The organism is Paenibacillus sp. LjRoot56 (genome assembly GCF_964253335.1).
GTDB classification, from domain to species: domain Bacteria; phylum Bacillota; class Bacilli; order Paenibacillales; family NBRC-103111; genus Paenibacillus_E; species Paenibacillus_E allorhizoplanae.
On sequence record NZ_CAXURV020000003.1, the window covers coordinates 1,127,795 to 1,149,454 of the forward strand.

Sequence of the window (21,660 nt, forward strand, 5' to 3'; positions counted from 1 at the left end):
GAGTTGTGCACAGCATGAATGATTTTGAACGCAATCACCATCCGGAAACAACGAATGAGCTGCGGCAAGCCCTTCGTGAGATTGAAGCTTGGGAAGCTGATCAGAAAGACCTTTGGTTTTGGGAAAAGCTTGGACGGTTGCCCTTCCAAGTGCTGGACCGATTAACGCCGAAGTTCTTGAATAAAAAAATAGGTGAAGCTTTGGACGAGCTCGGCAATTATCTGCAAGCAGGCGGACGGTATCTAATTTCTGAGAAGGGGACTTTGCGGCATGTTGAGGAAGTACATGAGCGGGTGAGAGGTAAGCGAGATGAGCTTACTGAGGGGCTTACGATTGCATCCGTGGGCACATTGCCGCTGAAAGTGCTGGATCAAACCGCCGACGAAATTGTGCTAAATCGGTCCAAAATTGCTACCTTGCAAGGCGCAACGACGGGTATCGGAGGAATCCTCACACTCGCTATCGATATTCCAGCCATCCTGGGACTGTCCTTGAAAACCATTCAGGAAATTGCCATCTGCTATGGCTATGATCCCAAAGATAAGCAAGAACGGATCTTCACGATCAAGGTTCTGCAATTCTCATCCTCCGACATCGTGGGCAAAAAAGCGATTCTCGAAGAGCTGGGAAACTATGCCACTGTTGATAAGGAGAGTGTGCAGATGATCTCACAGCTTCAGGGCTGGCGCGAGGTATTCGCCACGTACCGCGATAATTGGGGTTGGAAGAAGCTGTTCCAGCTCATTCCAATCGCGGGTATTCTCTTTGGCGCTTGGATCAACCGTGGGACGCTGAAAGATGTAGGGGAAGCCGCGAAAATGCTGTATCGCAAACGGCGTATTCTCGAGCGCTTACAAGCCCAAGTCGATGGTTAGCTGAAACCATCCCTACCTCTTACCGTAATAAGGAGTAAACCGCGAAAGGAGGAATATAAGGTGATCAAATATTTACTACGTAAATTATTGGGGTCTCTTCTCCATTCCAAGCGAAGCCGTCACTATCGACATAGCAGTTCCAATTATAGCGCTCATGTTACGCGACGCTATTCTTCTAGTGATCGTGGAGGTTATGGACATCATCATCAAGGACAGCGTTATTACAAACATAGAGGTGGCAGCTCCAGCTAACCCCAAGCCGCGAAAGTGGCTTTTTCTTTTTAAGCTAATACCGTGTCCAATTCATCGATGCAAGCTTGCGCACTCCCGTATGGCGAGTCAATTTGCAGTAATCTCCTGATCATGAGCTTCGTATGCGTGGATATTGGCAATTCCTCTTCCCATCCTCTAGCTGCCTCCTCTTGCTCTTCCTTCGACTCAAAAGTCGAATACAACATAAACAATAAGAAGTGGCCGATGGCGTACAGATCTGAAGTTACGTCTACGGTCCTTCTACGGATCAGCTCCTCATCGGCATCTAACGTTAACCGTGCCGCCTCTCCTAAACGAGCAGCTAAACCAAAATCAATCAAACTCATACGGTCCCCATCTAAGATGACATTCGGAATCCGAATATCCAAATGCACGATGCCCCGCTCATGAATAAAGCGAACGATATCCAGCAAGCGGCGTATGAGAATTAAAGCGTCCTTTTCCGCAAATTGTGCTCCCCGTTCAAAAATTAAATCTTCAACCGTCCGACCTTTGATATACTCGGTTGCCATATACAATCGTTTCGACTCTTCGAAAGACGCGTAGCATCTTGGAATGGAAGGATGTTCTAACTGAAGCATGATCGCCATCTCTCGTTGTAAAAGGTCTTGACCTAGCTGCCCTTTACTCGGCTTAGCTTGTTTCACGGCGACTTCCTGACCCGTGTTCTTGTCCAAACACAAATAAGTTAGCCCATAGCTACCCATCCCTAGGAAGCGTTCAATCTGATATTGGCCACGAATGACCTCGCCTCTTCTTCGCGGATAGTCGATCCATGCTTCATATACCCGTTTCAAATAGGGAATCACGGTTAGGAGCCCTCCTTCACTCTTTAATGCCTATACGTAACGGGCACCGATTCCGTCATTTCTTTGTTATCTTTTTGCAGCAAAAAAATAACGGTTCCTATGCACCCGCAAATGGCGGCCGCAATTAACAACCCTGAAATCGGCATGTAATCGGATAAACCAGTGCTTAGTAATGGAGCGATAGAGCCGCGAATACCAAACAACATTAAGTGCAAGCCGAAAACGACGGCCTCTCTTCCAGGTACAACACGAAAAATATAGGCAAGAATACCAATATCCCAGATGGCATCGCCTATTCCCTGGATTCCGCTACCAATAATCACAGCCGGATAATTTCCGAAAATCCCATAAAGTAAAGGAACAATCGCGAACGCCGCCAATCCATAGACCAACGTTTGCTTCGCAGAAAATCGATCAATTACCCAACCAACAACGAAATATGCTACTAATAAACACACATAATAGGAAATCCGCGCAAGCGCAATTTCAATGTTGTTCAACTGCAACTCTCTGACTTGGATAATCTGATATAGGGGACTCGCCAATATGTTGCCAAAGCCCGTCAATGTTGTTGCTGCAAAAAATACAACCAGCTCCCGGTGATTTCTCACAAGCTTAAGCTGTTCCTTAAATGAAGATTTGCGTGCCGATACCTTCGTTGGTAAAGCAATCTCCTTAACACGGGATAGAAAAAGAATGGATATAACACCTGTTATAGCCGCAGTAATCAGCGGTCCACTCGGTCCTGACTTATCCGTCCACGAGCCGACTAAGTAAGCAAGTGGAATCATAATAGCTCCCATGGCAACTCGAACGTAGCCCATTAATCGACCACGTAATTCAGGCTGATACATACGTGTAATTAGCGCAGGATAAGCCGGTGCTTGTATGCCCATTAAAAAATAAAAAATGATTGCCGTCACAACATAGACGCTTGGAGCTCCGAAAAATGCCGGAAGCAACAATAGCGCTCTGCCAATTACATTCGGGATGATGACAAAAGGTTTGGGATTCGATTGTTCAATTCTCCCTGCCCAAATAGGGGAGAACAACAGTCCAATCGCCGGAGCAGCTGCCAAAATCCCGACTTCCAGATTCGTAGCCCCTTGTCTAATGGCAAGTGCGATGTAAAACTGATTAAAGACCACATTAAAGAGACTAAATAAACAGGCTGCACCAAAATCACTATACAAGTTATGCTTAGTTGCCGGGCTCATCTGTAAGCCTAGTTTTTGAAACATTCTGTTTGCCAGCATGGCATTACTTCCCCTCATACTTCTCTCATTCAAGATCGATATTAACTCCATGATAGCAGGTTTTCCTGTTCGTTTCTCTCATAAAAGAAAGTCCGCAAAGCAAGCACTTGCGGCATACAAAAGAGCTCACCATAATTATGGTTGAGCTCCTTATGTTTACATTCACAGCTCTATTAAGTTTGGCTCTGCAGTCTCCGATCCAGCTTCCCTTGGACGAACCAAGCGTATATGGCAAACCCGGCTAGCAAAGCTACCGCGGTAAGCAAGAAAGGCATCGAATAATGATTACCCGCTAAGATGTAGCCCGCCCAGTATGAGGCGATCGTATTTCCGATGCTGCGGGAGACCGTCCGCATACCTGCGAAAAGGTTGCGGTCTTCCTCCGCCACTGCTGACATGCATTCGCTGTCCATTAAGTTGTTCAGCATCGTGAAGCCCGTCCCGCGAATAAGCAATAGAATAGCGAATACCGTGGTCGGCATGACGAGCGCCATCAGTGCGACGACAACGATGTTATACAGAAACAGGAACACGAACGTCCTGCGGCTACCCCATCTCTCTACGACGTAAGGCATGATGATTGAGCCGATAAAGAAGAAAAATCCGGACAACGCCAGCACGCCGGAGATATTCCCATCCTCCATCTGGAATCGGAATTTCAAGATGACATTCAAGAACGGACTCAGCAGCCCGAACGTAAAGCCAGAGTTGAAAATCAACAGGGAAAGCAGCAGCAAGAAATACATCGCATGCCTTTTCTTCGGCCGCTCCGAGGGCTTTACTGCTTCGCTGCCATTCTTCTCCTCTGCTACGCTGCCGTTGACTTGTGCCTTGACATGATTCGAAGGTAGCAGTAACCCCCGCAATATGCCCGAGAGGCCTAAGCATCCGCCAGCCACGAAGAAGGCATATTGGTACATCGTTGTATGTCCGGGCAGCCATTCGGGCAGATAACCACCAAGCCACGTGCCGAGCCCGGTAAATAACGTAAATATCGCGAACAAGAGCGAGTAGGCACTTGTTTCTTCTTTTTTCGTACGGCAATATTGGAAAATCAGTTGAATCTCCGAGTTTACAATGGCTGTAACACCAAGCGAATACACAAGCTGCGCGACGGTTACCGCGACAATACTGGTCCCGATACCAAAGAGCACGAGTGCAAGGAATGCCAAGAGCATACCGATGACGAGCATCGTTTTGCGCCCGATAAGCTTCACGATGAACCCTGCCGGCAAGCTGGCCAATCCAATCGTGAGTGCCCCGAGTGATGTTATCTTGCCGATATCCCCTTTGGAGAAACCGAGGTCTAATAAATGCAAGTTAAGGATAAGACTAGAGATCCCGACTCCGATGCCAAACAAGCTTTCCGTCGCAATGAACCGCTTCACGTTGGGCGATAAATCTCGAACTAAATTTACGGTATACGTCCACATAGATGCACCTTTCTTGTTGTTGTTATGTGCTCTATCTTACATGGCGAGGGCATCCAAGTTCAAATTTTATTTTACAGCTGGTTGATTCTTAGTTTCTATTCTTTTTCATGCATAAAATCCATCTATTTGTCCAGAAATCAGCGCGGTTCCCTGAATCAATGCCCTGCTCTAATTACTTAACAATTTCAAAATACGAAGACTCGTGCCCGTGCTGCGTTCATCTTTCTTCCCAGTCTGACGAATGGTAATTCGCCTGCTCTGCCGCTCCGAATGCATAGGAAACATCGCCATAATCGGTCGATAAGCCTTCAAACACCAATCATCAAACAAAGACATGGGGTGAAACGGCTCTTCGTCTATGGCGTACTCGAAAATCCCCGAATCAGGCCCGCATAGCAGCAAAACACCAGAACCCTGCCCATGCACAGTGAAAGAAAGTGATGCCTCACGAGTATCTGTGTGCAGATGTCGTGTGTCATATCGCCAGTTCATAAGCGGCTCTGATGACAACTCCCTCCATTCAAAACCTTCCTTACTTTCAGCGAAATCCACCTCCAACATGGCAGCATATTCGTAATTGTTGGGCTCCAGAGGTGGGGGTAGTGGTAACGTATCCTGTCGGTTAACACTTGCCGTTTCAGTGGTTGTATCCGTAACCACCCTCACATCTAAGGCTTCGTCCAGGTACTCCCGCACAAACGCAGCATACAACGCATGCCCCTCATCATTTGGATGTACCCGATCAGATGCAAGCGCATCCCAGGTCACTTGCTTCGACTGGATCAGCGTGTATACCCTAGCGGCAAAGTTAACAGAAGGAATGTCATAATAAGATGCCACCTCTTCATGTACAGCTATGTTGAATGGCATGTGGTCCGTCAAATTTTTATCCGCAGCCGTGTAGATAAAACAAATATCCGTACGAGGCGATTGCCGTCGGCATTGTCGTACGATCCCTTCCATTCCCCTGATGGATTCGTCGCGATCCTCACCATCGTTCACACTAAACTCAACGAATAGCAAATCAATCTCACCGTGAGACAAAACGTGCGCCTGCAAGCGATGAGCTCCGAACGTAGAAGTTGTTCCACCAACACCCGCATTGATGCACATCACCTTGTCTGCGGTATAGCGTTGCTTCAAGTAGCGCTCGGTTAAAGCACGCCAACTCGTCGTTGTCGAATCCGATGCCCCTGCACCTTCGGTAATTGAACCGCCTATAAAAGCGACGGTGATCGGCTCATGGCGATTTAATTTCTCCTGCATGTGAGGCAGTCCTCCACGATGATTCAGCCAATGGTTGGCCCATGTACTCGTCATATTCTATGTCTCCTTTACGAATAAAAAAATCAAGTGCTCTATGTATGAACATAAAGCACTCGATTTTTAACTGTCTTATTTTTTATAGGAAGAAGTGTCATACGCTTTTTGCAAAATTTCCAGATAACGTCCAACTTTCAAATTATCCAGTCCTTTCACATAAGCATCCCAATCCTTCGTCAAATCTTTATTTCCTGTAATGAATTGCAACGCATTTTGATCGATATAATTTTTGAGGTTCGTTTGAAGAATGCTTGCTTCGTCCGTTTGTGCAGGATCTACCCATACCGCCCAGACCGGATAAATCTCTTTTGGCTCGTGACCTTGGTATAACAGTGTTGCATTGTACAATCTGCGCTCGTAGTTTGCTGAATCATACACATCTGTTCCTTGAACAATGCTGTCTCTGTATCCGCTTGGTTGATAGAAGTGGCCCATACCGCTCCAGCCTGCATTATGAGGTGCTTCTCCTTCTACGGCTGGAATAGACGCCATGAGCGGTTTCACTCCTTTACCGAGAGCGACCTCGCCTTCTTTCGGCTTTCTCCAGTCGATCCCTTCCATGCCTGATGCTGCATTCGTTTGACCTTCGAACGTAAACATGTAATCAACCATTTTAATTAACGTGATTTGCTCTTCTTTCGTAGCTTTGTTCGTAATGACGAATTTCGCGCCTGGTGTCAATCCGCCACCATCATGCGTAGCTAGGGAACCGTTTGGCCCCGTAAGTGGAGGTACTGGATTGTAATCAGCCGAGTTTTTGTTGCCTTTATCAATGTTTACGAAAATAGCAGGATGCATGCCTGCGCCTACACCAAGAATTTGCGTCCCTGCGTTCTCGCCAATTTTCTTGAACGCTTCCGCATTTTGCGTAAATGCTCCCGGATCAATGAGCCCTTCGTCATACAAAGATTTAATATACGCGAGGCCTTCTTTCCATTGGGGCTTATTCGCTGCTGTATCGACTTTGCCATTCGCCATCGTCAGGTAATTGCGGTCATCGTCATAAATGAAACCATTCATCAGGAAAGGAATGATATGCACGCCAAAATCTTCGGTCGATCCACTTAACGGAACTTCGTCTGCTTTGCCATTACCGTTGGGATCACCCTTCTTGAAGGCTTGAAGTACTTTCTTGAAGTCTTCGGTCGTTTTCGGCATCTCCAGATTCATTTTGGATAACCATTTGGTATTGATCCACATTTTGTTCGGATACGAGCAGTGGAAGCATTGCGTATAAGATCCTAATCCATAAATTTTGCCATCCGGCGCCGTACTAAAGCTCTTCAGTGTTGCGTCCTTAGCCATAGCCGCTTTAATATTCGGTGCATATTGATCGATCAAATCATTTAAGGGAATTAGAATACCCTGCTTCCCGTATTTAAGTATATCTGCTTGTGAAAACTGATCGATCCAGGCCGTCAACATATAGGAATCTGGATAATCACCGCTTGCCAGTGAAATCTGTCTCTTCTCTTTGGCACCATCAAACGGAATAATTTCAAAATTAAACTTCGCATTGAATTTGTCTTCCATGAATTTTGTGAATTTGTTCGTTTTCAAGTCGATCGCCGTATCTTGTTGAGCAAACATGCTGATTGCGACAGGACCATTCGTCGTTGCTCCCGTTGCTGCCGGAGATACAGTTGCTGTATCATCCTTCGAGCATGCGGCAAGAAATAAACTAGCCATCATAACTACCAATAGTGCGCTTACAAGACCCTTTTTCACATGTATCGCTCCCTTTTATCATGCAATTAGTATAACCCCGATCTAAGATCCACTGCCAGTATTACCTGAAATGAATCACCCCTTTCCATGGAATCCACGGGATAGGTCCGCGTCTTACCCTTTTACAGAGCCCACTAACATGCCTTGCACGAAGAACCGCTGGACAAACGGATAAATAATCAACACGGGCAGTGTTGTTACGACAATGAGGGAATATTTCAACGCTTCTGCCAGCTGCTGCCGTTCCACTTGCTTCAAGGCATCTGTGGCATTTGAGCTGTTATTGAGAATGATAATACTGCGTAAAATTAACTGCAGCGGGAACAAACTAGCGGATTTGAGATAAATCAAAGCATCGAAATACGCGTTCCATTGACCGACAGCATAAATGAGGATAAGAACGGCGATGATCGGTTTCGATAACGGCACGACAACGCTTCTTAGAAATCTGAAGTCACTGCAACCATCGATTTCACTCGCATCAAACAGTTCATCTGGAATCGCGGATTGGAAGAACGATCTCGTGATGATGACCTGCCACACCCAAATCGCGTTCGGAATGAGCAGCGCCCATCTCGTGTCAATCAGTCCCATCTGCTTGACGACCAAGTACGTTGGAATTAATCCACCGCTGAACAGCATCGTAAACGTGATTAACATCATGAGCACATTTTTGCCGAAGAACGTTTTCCGAGAAAGTGGATATGCGATCATAATCGTAAGTACCACACTAATGATGGTTCCAACGCCCGTATAAAAAAGGGAATTCGCATAGCCAATCACCACTTTCTGATTATGAATCAAGGTATTGTACCCTTTCAGCGATAACTCAACGGGCCACAGCCATACTTTGCCGGATGTGACAGCCGCAGGACTGCTGAACGAACTGCTGATCACGTAAATAAGCGGATATAACACAACAATGAGTAGGAGACTCAGAAGTACGTAGACGGCAATTAAGAAAATTTTATCTCCTAGTGAATCTTTCACCCTTACTTTGATCGTAGACATAGCTGCACTCCTTTTTACCAAATACTATGATTCGAGAATCTCTTAGCCATGCTATTTACAACAATGAGCAGGATCAAATTGATCACCGAATTGAATAATCCGACTGCCGTGGCGAAGCTGTAATTGGCATTCAGCAGTCCCACTTTGTACACATAGGTCGCGATAATCTCGGAATTCACCGTATTCAGTGGATTTTGTAATAAATAGACCTTCTCGAAGCCAATCGCCATCACATTACCTACATTCAAGATGAGGACGACAACAATTGTGGGCAAAATACCCGGCAAATCAACGTGGATAATTTTCTGAAAGCGCGATGCACCGTCTACTTTGGCCGCTTCATAGAGGGAAGGGTCTACGCCTGCTAAGGCAGCTAAGAAAATGACCGAATAATAACCCGCCGTCTGCCAAATGTCTGACCACACATAGATCGAGCGGAACATGCCGGGCTCTCCGAGAAAATTAATTGAATCCATCCCAAAATGATTCATCACCACATTCACAAAGCCGAGTCGAGGCGCCAGAAAGAGCATAATAATGGACACCATGACAACGGTAGATATGAAATAAGGTGCAAAGGAAACGAGTTGGACGAGTTTCTTGAAGCGCTGATTGCGCACCTCATTGATCGCCAACGCCAATAGTATGGGAATCGGGAAACCAACAATTAACAGGTATCCACTGATAAAAATCGTGTTCTTCATCAATGTCCAAAACAGCGGATTTTCAAAAAACAACTGAAAGTTCTTAAACCCGACCCAGGGGCTTCCCCAGATGCCTTTCGTGACATTGTAGTCCTTAAAAGCAAGCACCGCGTTCAATATCGGGTAATACTTGAATATAAGGAAATACAACACGGGTGGAATGATGAGCAGATACAGCTGCCAATGTTTCTTGAAGCTTCGAGTCGCTGCCTCCATGATGCCAAGTCGATTGCTTTTGATCAGCGATCTTTGACTGGTGACTAGTCCTTTGTCCAAAACAAAACCCCCTAAGATCATCTGTCTCGTAAATGTTTGCGCTTTCTTGAGCCTTATTCTAGGGGATCTATGCCCCTATTAGATAGGTACAATTGCGCTATTCCACGTACAATTGGCGGTAAATGGAGGGTACATTTGTCTTGCGAGCATCCAACTTCGCTTTGGTGGAGGAGCTGTGCGGGGGTGCGGGGCAATATTGTCAGGTTAAGTAATCGAGTGGCATTTCGGCGGATGGGCCATTGCTGGCGTTGGCAGAATGCTGTGGACGTGGGGGCGAGCAGGTTGCTTGTTAGCGGGGTACTTTGGGGGCGGTGAGGCAGTGCGGAGTGTTGGATTGATCGCACTCTCTCCACTTCCTCTCCATCACTCAAAAATGAAAAAATACAACCTTTTTTACTAATTTAGGGTTCGGACTGGTAAATACGTGCAAATAGGCAACCTTTTTAACATATTTCATGATAATCTCCTGAAATCACTCCAAATTAATGCCTATTTGCATTAATTTCCAAAAACGGAGTGGGGAACCCATTCGAAAAGTGCTCTTTTGCATTTTTGACCACAATAGAAAGTATAAGTTTTCGGATCCCGAAAACATCTTTCTATTTGGCGATAAAACCATTTATAGGGATCTTTGGTCGTTCATCCTTGAATGGCCTCGATAGAGGTTTTCTCACAGGCGTAGAGGACTTGAACTTGAGCGCATTACTCCACTTTTCCCTATATTCTACTCTTTAACCTTACTACTGGGAGCTGGGAGAGAGGGGGGCGTGGGTATCTAGGAGTAATACGTGCCGAGTTAGTCGGTTTTTCCGACTAACTCCCTCTAGTCTGCCTACCGAAGAAGGCCGCCAAAGCCAAAAGCAAAAAAAGCTAAGCGCATTAAGCCGCTTAGCTTCTCTATCCTCATTCCGTTGTAGACTGCCGATACGAACTCGGCGAAACACCGAGCACTCGCTTGAACGCTCTGCGGAAAGAATGCGAGCTGTTGTATCCGACACGCGCAGCAATTTCGTCTACCGTATACGTGTCCCCTTTTAACAAATTGGCAGCTTGATCCATTCTCACCTGTTCCAGATGATCCGATAAATTCTTCCCTGTTACCTCTTTGAACAGGTTGGAGATATATTTCTCCGGACGTTCCATCTTTTCTGCCACGCGGTATAAATTAAGATCAGGATCACTGTACATCTCAGCGATATACATCATCACCTGCTCCACGGTTTTATTGTGATGATCGTTCTTTTTATTGGCAATTAACCCGCATAAGGATGCCATAATGCCATCGATATCTTGCAGTATCGATTCCATTTCTTCATTGGCCTGAATGTCTGCAACACGATTTTTAACCAACTCGAAAATATCAGACTCCTGGAAGGTTTTCTGATAAAGCAATTTCAGGAAAGTGCCTTTCAGCTCTCCGACAAGCTGATGCTTCATTTCGATGGACAGTTCACGATTTTCAATGTTTTGGGCAATGATCGCGTCCAGTATTCGTCTGGCTTCATCAAGATCCCCAGCTCTAATCGTGCTAATCAAGCGCAGTTCAATGTCCAGCGGATAGTAATAGGTATCACTTTCCAACCGGGCATTGGAGAACCACAAGACACCTTTGCGATTCATGTGCAGGGCATACTCTAACGCCTGAGTAGCCTGCTCGTAGGTGTGGCTGACCTCCATCACCGTGGCAAATGGATTGCCCATCGCTGCGATGATTGTAATTTTATATTCCATAAATAAAAACTCGGCAAGCTCATTCAGAATTCGCTCAACCTCTTTATTCGCTGTCTCGGTGTCTTCACCAGACGCAATCCCTTCAAAGATGACCACAACCCGATCGGCACCAATATCCGTCATATGGACAAGCCACCCAAGATCGTGCAGCGTCTGTTTCATAATCAGTCGAGCCGCACTTAACTCGTTCAGAATGTCGACGTTATCCATGCCGGAGTACCCTTTGATTTGCAAAATACCTGTGTAACCCGTATCCGCTTGTAACCCTGTATTGGCCTGCTCGGCGGCGGCTGCAATCTCCTCCAACGAGCGAAATTCGCCGGCGATAAGCCTTTTCAAAAAGGCATCCCGGATTAAAGGGAGCTGCCGGTTCAATTCATTTTCGAGCCGCTTATTGTTAGAAATCATGTTCGAGATATTGCCCTGCAGAAAGTCATACTCATTGCGTCCCACAGCAGCATCTTTGCCAAACTGTTCTTTCATCACATTTAGCAGCCTATGCATCGGGGAACTATTTCGGTAAGCTTGCCACAGTCCCACCAACAATCCCATCACAAGAGCTGCACTTGTCACAGACCACGTAATGTATTTGATTTTATTCGCATTCTCCATTAATACATGTCTAGGGATCCCCGCTCGATATACCCAGCCTGTGGTTTTGGAACGAATCGTAATGACCAAATCATCGTTATAGAATTGACTCGCTTTCGATTGATCAAAACTATTATCTGAGGCTAGCTTCGCCGCGTCCATTTCATTTATACCAAGCAAGCTTATCGTGTGTCCTTGGGCATCACTAATGTGAGACCAACCGCCATATTGATCCTTAAGGTCCGAGAAGAGACTAGAAATGACTTTCTCGTCAATGAGAACAACGACAGTTGCGCGTGCAGCTCCACTAAAGCTGTCTAACGGGAGCGATTGTATATACGTAATCACAGAGGTTTGCGCACCATTCGTGATAAAGGGTTTCAGCGGTATGATTTCCCTATTGTGCGTTTGCTCTAATAATGTTCGTTTCCATTCATCTGCGGGTAAGTCCTTATAGTGGAAGGACTGATAGTAACGTTCAGGTTGAAAATAGGAAGATGCCGGCGTTAGAAGCACGTTGTAATTATTTAAATAGATAAAAAATTGCTGTAAAAAATCATTCGTCTGGCTAAATGCTTTAATATCATTATTGACTTTCCAAATGCCATACAGATTAACCTTCTCATCCATTCCCTTCTCATTCATAAGCACGCTTAACTCTTGATTCAGAGCCAATTGCCTCGTGAATCCCTCTACCTCAGCCATCCTCCGCTCCAAGATATCCTGACTCTTCCGAAGCTGTGTCACGTTATTCTCAATGGATACGGATTGCGTCACCGCAATCGCCGTACGATATGACATATATCCGGCAATGCTCGGAATAACCAAGATGATGATATAGGAGATCAGAAATTTACGGAATAAACGTGAGAACTTCGGCATGTACCCTATCCCCCCATTTTGTAAGCGCTATCTAAAGTGTATTTCATTATACCATGTCGTTTTCTAAATAAACAAAGGAAAGGCAACTACGCTTATATGGACTGTAGCTGCCTGGTCTACTTGATATTTAGATTCGTTTCATGCTCAAACTACCGTCGATGTGGTACGTGCAGTTGGGCTCCAGAGAGATCTCGATCTTGCGATCTCGATTACGCAGAAACATACGAACTGCCGAGAATGAGCGTATAGTCGCCTCGACCAATTCACCATTGGCCCAAGTTACATCTACCTCCGCATTCCCTTTGGCACGCAGGCCCGTGACCTTGCCGGTCTGCCACTTGGCTGGAAGTGCTGGCAGCAGGTGAATGCCCCCTGCATGACTTTGCAACAGCATTTCAGCAATAGCCGCTGTACCGCCAAAATTACCGTCTATCACAAATATATTCGTTTCAGCCCCAGCGATCCCTGCCTTGGAGTAGGTTAATAAATTGTCAAAACACAAATGACCTATTAAATGCGTGAGATGCTTATAAGCATTCTCGCCATCATGCAATCTGGCGAAATTCGCTGCGAACGCGGCTAATGTAAACTCAACGTCCTCTAACATTTCTCGATTCATCCGATTGACCAAAGTCACCTCTGCTGCCGTGCTGAGCTCTGGTGTACCTTCAGGCGTAACCTGATTACCGGGGTATAAGCAGAATAGATGAGCAAAGTGGCGATGGTCAGGCTGTGCCTCTTCGTAATCCTCCAGCCACTCCTGTAGCTGTCCTCTTCGTCCAATCATCAACGGCGGCAACAAAGCGATGGCTTGTTTCAGCTTCTGTTGCAGCTCTACATCCACCTGCAAATGCTCTGACGCTTCTAGGCAAAATACGAACAAATCGCGAACCAGCACCTGATCCAGCGTGGAGCCCATGGACAATTGATACTCGCTTCTCTGCGGATCATCCACATAGAAACTGTTCTCAGGCGAGTTCGACGGGCCGGTCACCAGCCAGCCATACTTCGGGTGAACTGTCATATAGTCGAGGAAAAATAATGTTGCATCTTTCAACACAGGATATGCTGTCTCGGCCAGAAACGATGGATCGAGGCCGAAGTCATAGTGCTCACGAAGATGTGTGGCAATCCACAGGCCTCCCGTGACGTTCAGCCCCCACGACGTTTCCCAGCCAGGTGATGCGAATCCCCAGGCATTGCTAAATACATGGGCAACCCATCCCTTACAGCCATAGAAATGCTTCGCTGCCGCTTTTCCACTCTCAGCTAATTGCTCAATGAATCGCATTAAAGGGAGATGGCATTCCGCCAAATTGCTCACTTCTGTCGGGAAATAATTCATTTGGGTGTTGATATCCAGATGATAGTCGCAGCTCCATTGCATACGATTGGCTTCGCCGTCATTCCATATTCCTTGCAGATTAAGCGGCAGCGGCGAATCCGCCCTCGACCCAGCAATCGTTAGATAGCGACCATATTGATAAAATAGGGCAAATAAGTGCGGATCATCATCCTGCCCCTTGAGGAACAGCTGGATGCGTTCATCCGTTGGTAAAATAGATTGACTAGTTACGCCTAAATCTAGGTTAACTCTGTCGTACAAACGACGATAATCCGCCACGTGGTCCTCTTTCAATTGCTCATAGCCTTTGGCTATCGCATTCTCGACTTGGTGCACCGACGTTAACATCCACGCATCATCGCTTCTGCCATAATCCGTATTCGCTGCCAAATAGATGACCACGTCATCTGCGTTATCTATCCTGATTTGACCGGCATCTGCGGAAACGCTGCCACCAACCGCGATGACTTTCAATACCCCATGGCAACATACACCGCAGTCCCCGTCACTATGCATGTTTTCCGTTGCTTGCCCCACAAAGACTAACGTATCCTTATCGATTAATGTTGCAGTAAACCGATCTGTTCTTCCGACAATGCGCAGCGTGAATGAGATTCCGCCAGATTGTTCGCTAGATATACGTGAGGCGATGATTCCGTCTGGATGCGATGCCCAAACCTCTCTTGTACGTTTATGCCCGTTGGAAGTGTAGACAGTTCGCGTGCAAGCACTCTGAAGATCTAGCTCTCTTAGCAACTCATCGCCATAATCGTCAAACGCTAGTTGCACATCGCACATCGATATATTCGTGCCGAAGTTGCCTTTCTTAGGCTGTAGGGACTGCTTCGCCAACTCATCTCCCCGCTTATAATCCCCGGCAAAAAAATGCTCCCGCATGTGATCTAGATCTTCTCTCGTGTTGGACTGACTTGGAATTGCTTCCGACTTCCCTGACCAATAGGTCAGTTCTGTTAAGCTCCAGGTTTCATGTTCCACACCGCCGTAGATCATCGCCCCCAATCTTCCATTCCCGATAGGCAATCCTTGCGTCCAGTTCGAGGCTGGACGATTAAACCATAGCTTCATGTCATTCATAAGTGTAATTCCCCCATAATGATTACGCTTTCTTTATGCTCATTTTAGGGATGTTTCTCCGACATGGATAGGTACAATTGCGGTATCCCACGTACAATTGCCGCAACTGGTAGGGTACATCTCTCATTGGAGCATCCAATCTCTCCTGAGTGCTGCATTCATGTTCAATAAGAAACAGACAGCTGACTGCCAGCTGTCTGTTTGTTTTATACCCGTTTCAAGCAAACCAAAGCTTCATCGTTTTAATTTCAAAAGGATTCATAGTCACAGCAAAATGATCTCTACCAAATTCTACGTTCGTTTCCTTCGTACGTTCGACCAGATCACATTCCTTCACATCTGCAAGAGACTCCGTAAATGGAAACTTCACTGCCAAGTGCATATCGAGCAGATTTTGGAATCGTATGACGTATGCGTCGCCTTGCTCCGCTTTTTTGAAGGATAACACATGGATCCCTTCTACGCTTTCTTTCAGGAAACGATACCCGGCTGGTCCTTCTGGCTTCCAACCTGCTGTAACCTGAGGCGGCATGCATGCTTCGGCGGCTAGCTGCTGAACGCGTCCTGCCTTCCAATCTCCCGCGTGAGGTACAATCCGAAAGGCATATTGGAAACTACCGCTGATCCATTGCGGAAAGTTCGTTCCCCATTGATTGTTAAATAAGTTGAAATGTATAATTGGCTGTTCGGGTACGTACACTTCTTTGGCATATTGGTAAATCCCCTTTTCACCAATGGAAAATAGCGGTGTATCAAAGGGTATGATCGTTAATCCCACTTGTTCATCCTGCACATCAACCCATTTACTAGCGCAGTGAAGCCGTGAATTCGCACCTTTCTCAATATCTTCAAGCGGATTGACAACGCTGCCTAATTTCTGAAACCGATAGTTCGGCTGATCCGCGTTCAAGGCAAATGTGAAATGCCCGCTCTCAGCATACGCAGTAGATGCTTTACGATGCACAGTCACTCGCATATCGGCATATGGCTGATTGGCTTCCATACGGATCGATACGCAGATTGCTTCACCATTTCCAAACTCCTCGTAACTTTCGTTCGGCATCGTGAAACTAATTTCAACGTTGCCCCAGCCATCGCCATTCGAGATCTTAACATCTGCAAGATGAAGCCCATATCGCTTATGATCAATTCTAGGGTAGCCTGGCTTACCAAAATCGTTCACATACCAATCCATGAGATCATAGCTGTATGCTTTGACGAAATCCAGAATCTCATCTTTTCCGTAAACATCGTATTCGTATTGCGCGAACCTTCCGTTTATGGCCCATTCCTTCTGATTCCGCTTATCATAAAAGCTGGTTATACAGCCAGTCTGCATGCTGACCACGATGCGTATCGCATCGTTTTCCAAAACGGCGTTCTCATCATCTTTAATCGCGATAACATCCGTATGAACGGCGTCTCCGCTTTCCGCGTACTCAAAGGTTCGATACCCCATTGGTGGCAATTCACCAATATCGGCCTCGCCAGTTTCATTAACGAAGTAGGATTCCCTCGTTTCTCTATCTGTCAGTGTACCGTGCTTCCGATGCTCAAGCTTGATCTTCACATGCTGTCGTTCCCACGCAAGCGGGTTATACACACCAATGATATTCGAATCTATCGTTGTAAAAGGTTGAACTTCACTTAACGCTTTCTCAGCTTGATCTACGTAATTTGTCTGTTCGGCCCAAGAAGCCTCCGTCTTAAGATAGGAGTCTGGAAACATCGCGCGGTCTTTCTGAATCGCAGCTTTCCCAAAAGCGCGCTGGCTGTTACGGCCAGGCAACAAATTCGATTTAATATCGATTCCCCACGTATGCTCCCCGAATAACAGCGTGTGTTCATAAGCCTCCGTTATGGCATGCCTGTGATCATTATCACCTATACCTGACAGCTGCTCGAGCGTTGATAAGCTTTCTCGTGTTGCAATATCCGAGCGCATCCTCCGTACACGGGACACTTCTTCTGGATAGGTGCCAATCCCATGAATCCATGTATCGGCTAAATCCTTGCGAATCACAGGGATATCCTGATAATTTCTGGCCGCAAAATCGCGTGCAAAATCGTCCATAGTCCCGATTTTCACTTCGGTATTCGGATACTTACTCGCAATCTCATCCAACAAGTCTTGCACCACAGAGCCATCCTGTGGACCATAGTTGTCTTGCGTTTGCAGCAGCGCTATCCATATGGGATATGGCCAGTCCTCTGGCGGCGTCAGGTCTGTGCCGTAGGCCCCCTTGGAATAATAGGTTAAGACTCTGCTGCCATCCGGACCTTCCCAATGAAATAACCGCGGCAAATCAACCGGTGAAGAACACGCATTTACACCCAAATGCAAAAATTCAATGCCTGCATTTCTCAATAGGGTAGGCAGCATCCAAGTATGGCCGGGGACATCCGTCATTTTGGCAGAAATAGCCGTGTGTCCATATTGATCCCGAAGCTTTTCTGAGATGTAGAGCCCTCTAATATATTCCTCGGTGCCACAAAACTCCGTATGTGTCGTAAACGGAAGCCCATGCCAACGCAGTTGTCCGTTCGTAATCAAGGCTTCCATTCGTTCCTTACGACCCACATCCGGCGTATCCAAACATTCCTTCAGCATCCATGCAGGCAGTGTCCACACATAGTGATGGTCGGGTCCATCCTTCATCGTGTCTTCACAAACAGCTAGAACGTCGTTCATCATTTCTTCTCTATATTGGGAGATGACATTGCTAGCTAAGTCCGTAAAACCCAAGTCTACGTGAGTTTTAAAAACAACATATATTTTCTCTAGTTGCCTCACTGTTCTCTCCTCCGATATCTATAATTTATCGATGAATCCCGATCGTGACAATTTCACATGGGCCAACCGACCAATGAATTTGATCATTAGATTCAGATTCGATCCGCGGGCCGAGCTCTTCCCTAATGGAACTCCTGTAGAACTCGTTATACGAAAGTTGAGAACTTAGCTGCAAGCTAGCCTTTTGGGCGCTCATGTTGTACCAACGCAGCAAGAGCTCATCCGATCCTTCCTTCATTTTCAAAGAGGAGAATGCCAGCTCTCGGCCTTCCCACTGGAACGGGGCAAATGAAGGTGAAATCCTTCCAGGGTGGTTATCTGTCTGGCAGGATGTCCATGGAATTTGGAACTGATAAGCCTCCGCATAAGCGCCCGACTGAATACCATCCCCGTTATGGGGAATAACCGTCATACGGATGGTGTGTTCCCCCAAACATTGTGCTTCTGGCGTTGGGAACACCCCCCAGTCACCAAGCTCGCCAACTGCTCGAAGCAGTGTTATTGCAACTGTATTGCGACCATCACGCAAAATCTCGTATTCGTTCAGGCCTACATTGGCGATAACCAAGCCTGCCCCGGCCTCACTGAGATCAACGAATGCTTGCTGATGCTGCGTATTGCTTGGGTTCTGCCATTCGGCAGCAGGCTCATTATCCCGCTGCGGGACTTCAAACATCGTGTCAACGCGGTGAACCTGCGTGTTCACATCCGTTGGGAAGAGCATCCGTAAACGATGGTCCTTCGCTTGGTTGTTGAAGGTAGCTGTAATGTCTACCCCCTGCCCCCTACGGCTCAAGCTGATAACGGTGCGAATCTGCATAGGTACCATGTGGGTTGAGCGCTGTGCTTTTCGCGTACCAAAGTAGCTTAAGTTGCGCTGTTCCGACTCTAGCATTGCGTCTGCTGATGCAGGCACTTCCCAATCGTGTACAATTTCAATGGATGCTTGATATGGCGTATCTTCTAACACTCGGATTTGCGCAGCCACCCCATGGGTCGTTCGTGGCGTTTCACCATCCGGCTGTTTATACATATATTCATTGCCGATGTCCCCTGAATTCTCATAGATGCCTAAATCCCGATAGATACGGCCGTTTGTCTTGTCAGTTAAATTGAATGAACCGTTCGCGCTGACTTCGATCTTGAGCATCTCATTTTCCAGCACGCGGTCTCCAACTAGCAACGAGGAGGTTGGCATTTCCGTTGCATGTTTCAACCAGGCATAAGCTTTCAGCCCTAATGCAGGAACATTCTCCGCTTCAAAGTGAAGCTTCACTTTGCGGCACAAATAAGGTTGACGGAACTTGTCTTCTGGCAGATCATAACCAAATTGTTGTCCGAGATCTTGGAACGTACACGGGATGGAATTCCCATGTTCATCCACGAGTATCCTGCCAGAAAGATCCATCGCTTGAATGATACGGCTTGCGTCTTCAGGCGTGTAACCGTCACGGAAGTACAATCGTAAGGCATCAAGCTCGATGCTCACAACACCGCTGCGTTCCCAACCAGATGTGTTCATCACAATGAAGGGCAGCGTGTCTTCTCCCATGTTGGCAAAGCCCGATGTGTCGATCATGTCGGCAATGGCTCGTTTGCTTTCGTCGATGATGGCCTCTGCCACGTGTCGACTTTTCTCAAAACGCGTCACCATTTCTCGGTGCACTTCGTCTACGGAACATCCACATATACTGTCATGCGGATGGTTTTGCATCAGTGTTTTCCACGCATAGGTGAATAAATGATGCGGATATTTCTCCTGTGTTCCAAGGACATGTGCCAAAGCGGCCAAAGGCTCCGCCACTTTTTCCAACATCGCTTGCCCTACCTGATTCATTTGCTTCAAATAAACACGGGCAGAGGCGGTGTTCACAAGCGTATTCCAACCGTCCGTACGTTGGCTGCGAAGCTCGCCTTTTATAATGGAAAGCTCACGGTTCAAGGAACGCTCGGCAGCTTGCAAATAATCAATAAAATTAGAATGAATAAAGGCTGTATCTGGATAAAGCTCGCGCGCCACTTGAAGTGCTTCAGGCAAATCAAGTTGAATTGGCTGATGGTCACACCCATTCATGAAGAGTAATTCGCCCATCGACGCGTATTTCTCTGCATCCGCCAGCTTCTGGTCCCAATAGACCCTCGCTTCTTCGCGATCAACTGGGATTTCCCATCCATTGTTATACCAGTTGGCAAACAAAATGCCGAGTACCTGTGATCCATCCGGCCCTTCCCAAGTCAATTCCGAAAATGAAGATTCGTAATCGCCATCAGACACGGTGTTGTTAAAGCCTGTTGGCTTAACACCTCGCCCGAAAAACACATTCGTAATTCCGAATTGCCGCATCAGTTGCGGCGTCTGACCTACCAGCCCAAAGGTATCGGGAAAGTAGCCAATTTTCGAAACAGGTCCATATTTCATCGCATCTTGGTGACCAATCTGCATATTTCTTACGTTGGCCTCGCCACTTGTCAAGAATGCATCCTGTAAGATATACCAAGGACCAATCAAAATCCGGCCGTCCCGAATCAAACGGGATAAACGCTCTTTCTGATCGGGTCTGACCTGCAGGTAATCTTCAAGAATAATCGTTTGTCCGTCCAAGAAAAAGCTGCGATAATTCGGATCTTGGTCCAGTTTATTCAGCAGCTCATCCACGAGTTTGACGAGACGCACATGATGTTTCTCATAAGGTAAATACCATTCTCGATCCCAATGGGTATGGGAAATGATATGAGCTGTTCGCTTCGAATTCATCTTTTAGCTCCCTCCCTTACTTGCACCAAAGCCGAAATATTGCGAGACGTAATCGACCCGACGCCCATCTCCATAAAGTGCTTCATCTCATCTTCCGAATTGACCGTCCAGATGTAGACTTCTAGCTCGTTTAGGGCTGCTGCTTGAAGGAGCTCCGGCCCAACAATCCGATAGTTCACGTTGAGACCAAAGCAATTTGCGCTCAAGGCGTCCTCGCAGCTAATGCGAACAGCTTCCCTCTCATTTAGCATTAGAAATAAGGACGTATCCACGTTCAGCAGCTTGCGTAAGCGCGGATTCGTACGGTCAACAGCTTTTGCCCGCAAAGTCTCACACCCGCTAAGAATGACCTGATCGATTAACTCGTTTTGTTCTACGAATCGGGAAACAGGTTCTATACAGGCATCTGATTTCAAATCCAGATTCATTTTCTTACCTGAAGCCTTCAAGATAGGTAGAACCGACGCCAACGATAAGATCCGCATGGTCTCCCCGGGTGACCCGTTATGGGCTTTGATCTCCAGCTTACTTAACTCAGCATAGCTCATGTGGGAAATCTTATATGCCGTCCCGTCCACGGAGTAAACGGTGTCGTCGTGAGAAAGCACAAGAACTCCGTCTGAAGTTATTAGTATATCTTCTTCCACAATATCTGCGCCGCTATGAAAAGCTGTTTCTATAGAAAGCAAACTATTATCAGGTGTGCCCATACATCCCGTATGTGCAGTTAGTAATGGATAGGTCTTCATCATCTTTCACCTCAACCTAGAATCATAGTT

Annotated in this window: 13 protein-coding genes; 1 reads left to right on the plus strand and 12 read right to left on the minus strand. The window is 46.6% G+C overall.

The annotated features are described in order from the left end of the window. The first annotated feature begins 14 nt into the window (after positions 1 to 14). A complete protein-coding gene (locus ACSQ8O_RS24035; protein ID WP_436243677.1) occupies positions 15 to 875 on the plus strand; it encodes an EcsC family protein in 861 nt (286 codons plus the stop codon). 281 nt (positions 876 to 1,156) lie between these two features. Here ACSQ8O_RS24035 and ACSQ8O_RS24040 read toward each other — a convergent pair whose 3' ends face one another. The 12 genes from ACSQ8O_RS24040 to ACSQ8O_RS24095 form a co-directional block, all read right to left on the minus strand. Then, entirely contained in the window at positions 1,157 to 1,957 is an 801-nt protein-coding gene (locus ACSQ8O_RS24040) for a serine/threonine protein kinase (RefSeq protein ID WP_436243678.1), read from the minus strand. Between the two features lie 23 nt (positions 1,958 to 1,980). After that, positions 1,981 to 3,213, minus strand: a complete 1,233-nt coding sequence (locus ACSQ8O_RS24045) for an MFS transporter (RefSeq protein ID WP_436243679.1) — start codon at positions 3,211 to 3,213, stop codon at positions 1,981 to 1,983. A gap of 173 nt (positions 3,214 to 3,386) precedes the next feature. After that, a complete protein-coding gene (locus tag ACSQ8O_RS24050; RefSeq protein WP_436243680.1) occupies positions 3,387 to 4,646 on the minus strand; it encodes an MFS transporter in 1,260 nt (419 codons plus the stop codon). Positions 4,647 to 4,814: 168 nt separating this feature from the next. Beyond that, a complete protein-coding gene (locus tag ACSQ8O_RS24055; RefSeq protein WP_436243681.1) occupies positions 4,815 to 5,966 on the minus strand; it encodes an SGNH/GDSL hydrolase family protein in 1,152 nt (383 codons plus the stop codon). Between the two features lie 75 nt (positions 5,967 to 6,041). Then, positions 6,042 to 7,697 carry an ABC transporter substrate-binding protein gene (locus ACSQ8O_RS24060; protein ID WP_436243682.1) on the minus strand — a complete coding sequence of 552 codons (1,656 nt, stop codon included), beginning with the start codon at positions 7,695 to 7,697 and terminating at the stop codon, positions 6,042 to 6,044. Positions 7,698 to 7,811: 114 nt separating this feature from the next. Then, positions 7,812 to 8,708, minus strand: coding sequence for a carbohydrate ABC transporter permease (locus ACSQ8O_RS24065; protein WP_056622975.1), 897 nt, complete (start codon positions 8,706 to 8,708; stop codon positions 7,812 to 7,814). 14 nt (positions 8,709 to 8,722) lie between these two features. Beyond that, positions 8,723 to 9,628, minus strand: coding sequence for an ABC transporter permease (locus ACSQ8O_RS24070; RefSeq protein ID WP_436243948.1), 906 nt, complete (start codon positions 9,626 to 9,628; stop codon positions 8,723 to 8,725). Between the two features lie 963 nt (positions 9,629 to 10,591). Next, positions 10,592 to 12,892: a helix-turn-helix domain-containing protein gene (locus ACSQ8O_RS24075; RefSeq protein ID WP_436243683.1), complete on the minus strand. Its 2,301-nt coding sequence runs from the start codon at positions 12,890 to 12,892 to the stop codon at positions 10,592 to 10,594. A gap of 127 nt (positions 12,893 to 13,019) precedes the next feature. Continuing rightward, positions 13,020 to 15,332: a glycoside hydrolase family 95 protein gene (locus ACSQ8O_RS24080; RefSeq protein ID WP_436243684.1), complete on the minus strand. Its 2,313-nt coding sequence runs from the start codon at positions 15,330 to 15,332 to the stop codon at positions 13,020 to 13,022. A gap of 217 nt (positions 15,333 to 15,549) precedes the next feature. Then, the gene (locus tag ACSQ8O_RS24085; RefSeq protein ID WP_436243685.1) at positions 15,550 to 18,126 is read right to left on the minus strand and encodes a glycosyl hydrolase-related protein; all 2,577 of its coding nucleotides are present in this window, start codon (positions 18,124 to 18,126) and stop codon (positions 15,550 to 15,552) included. A gap of 25 nt (positions 18,127 to 18,151) precedes the next feature. Further along, positions 18,152 to 20,881, minus strand: a complete 2,730-nt coding sequence (locus ACSQ8O_RS24090) for an alpha-mannosidase (RefSeq protein WP_436243686.1) — start codon at positions 20,879 to 20,881, stop codon at positions 18,152 to 18,154. Beyond that, positions 20,878 to 21,633: a glycerophosphodiester phosphodiesterase gene (locus tag ACSQ8O_RS24095; protein ID WP_436243687.1), complete on the minus strand. Its 756-nt coding sequence runs from the start codon at positions 21,631 to 21,633 to the stop codon at positions 20,878 to 20,880. The genes ACSQ8O_RS24090 and ACSQ8O_RS24095 overlap by 4 nt, the downstream gene beginning before the upstream one ends. Positions 21,634 to 21,660: the final 27 nt, after the last annotated feature.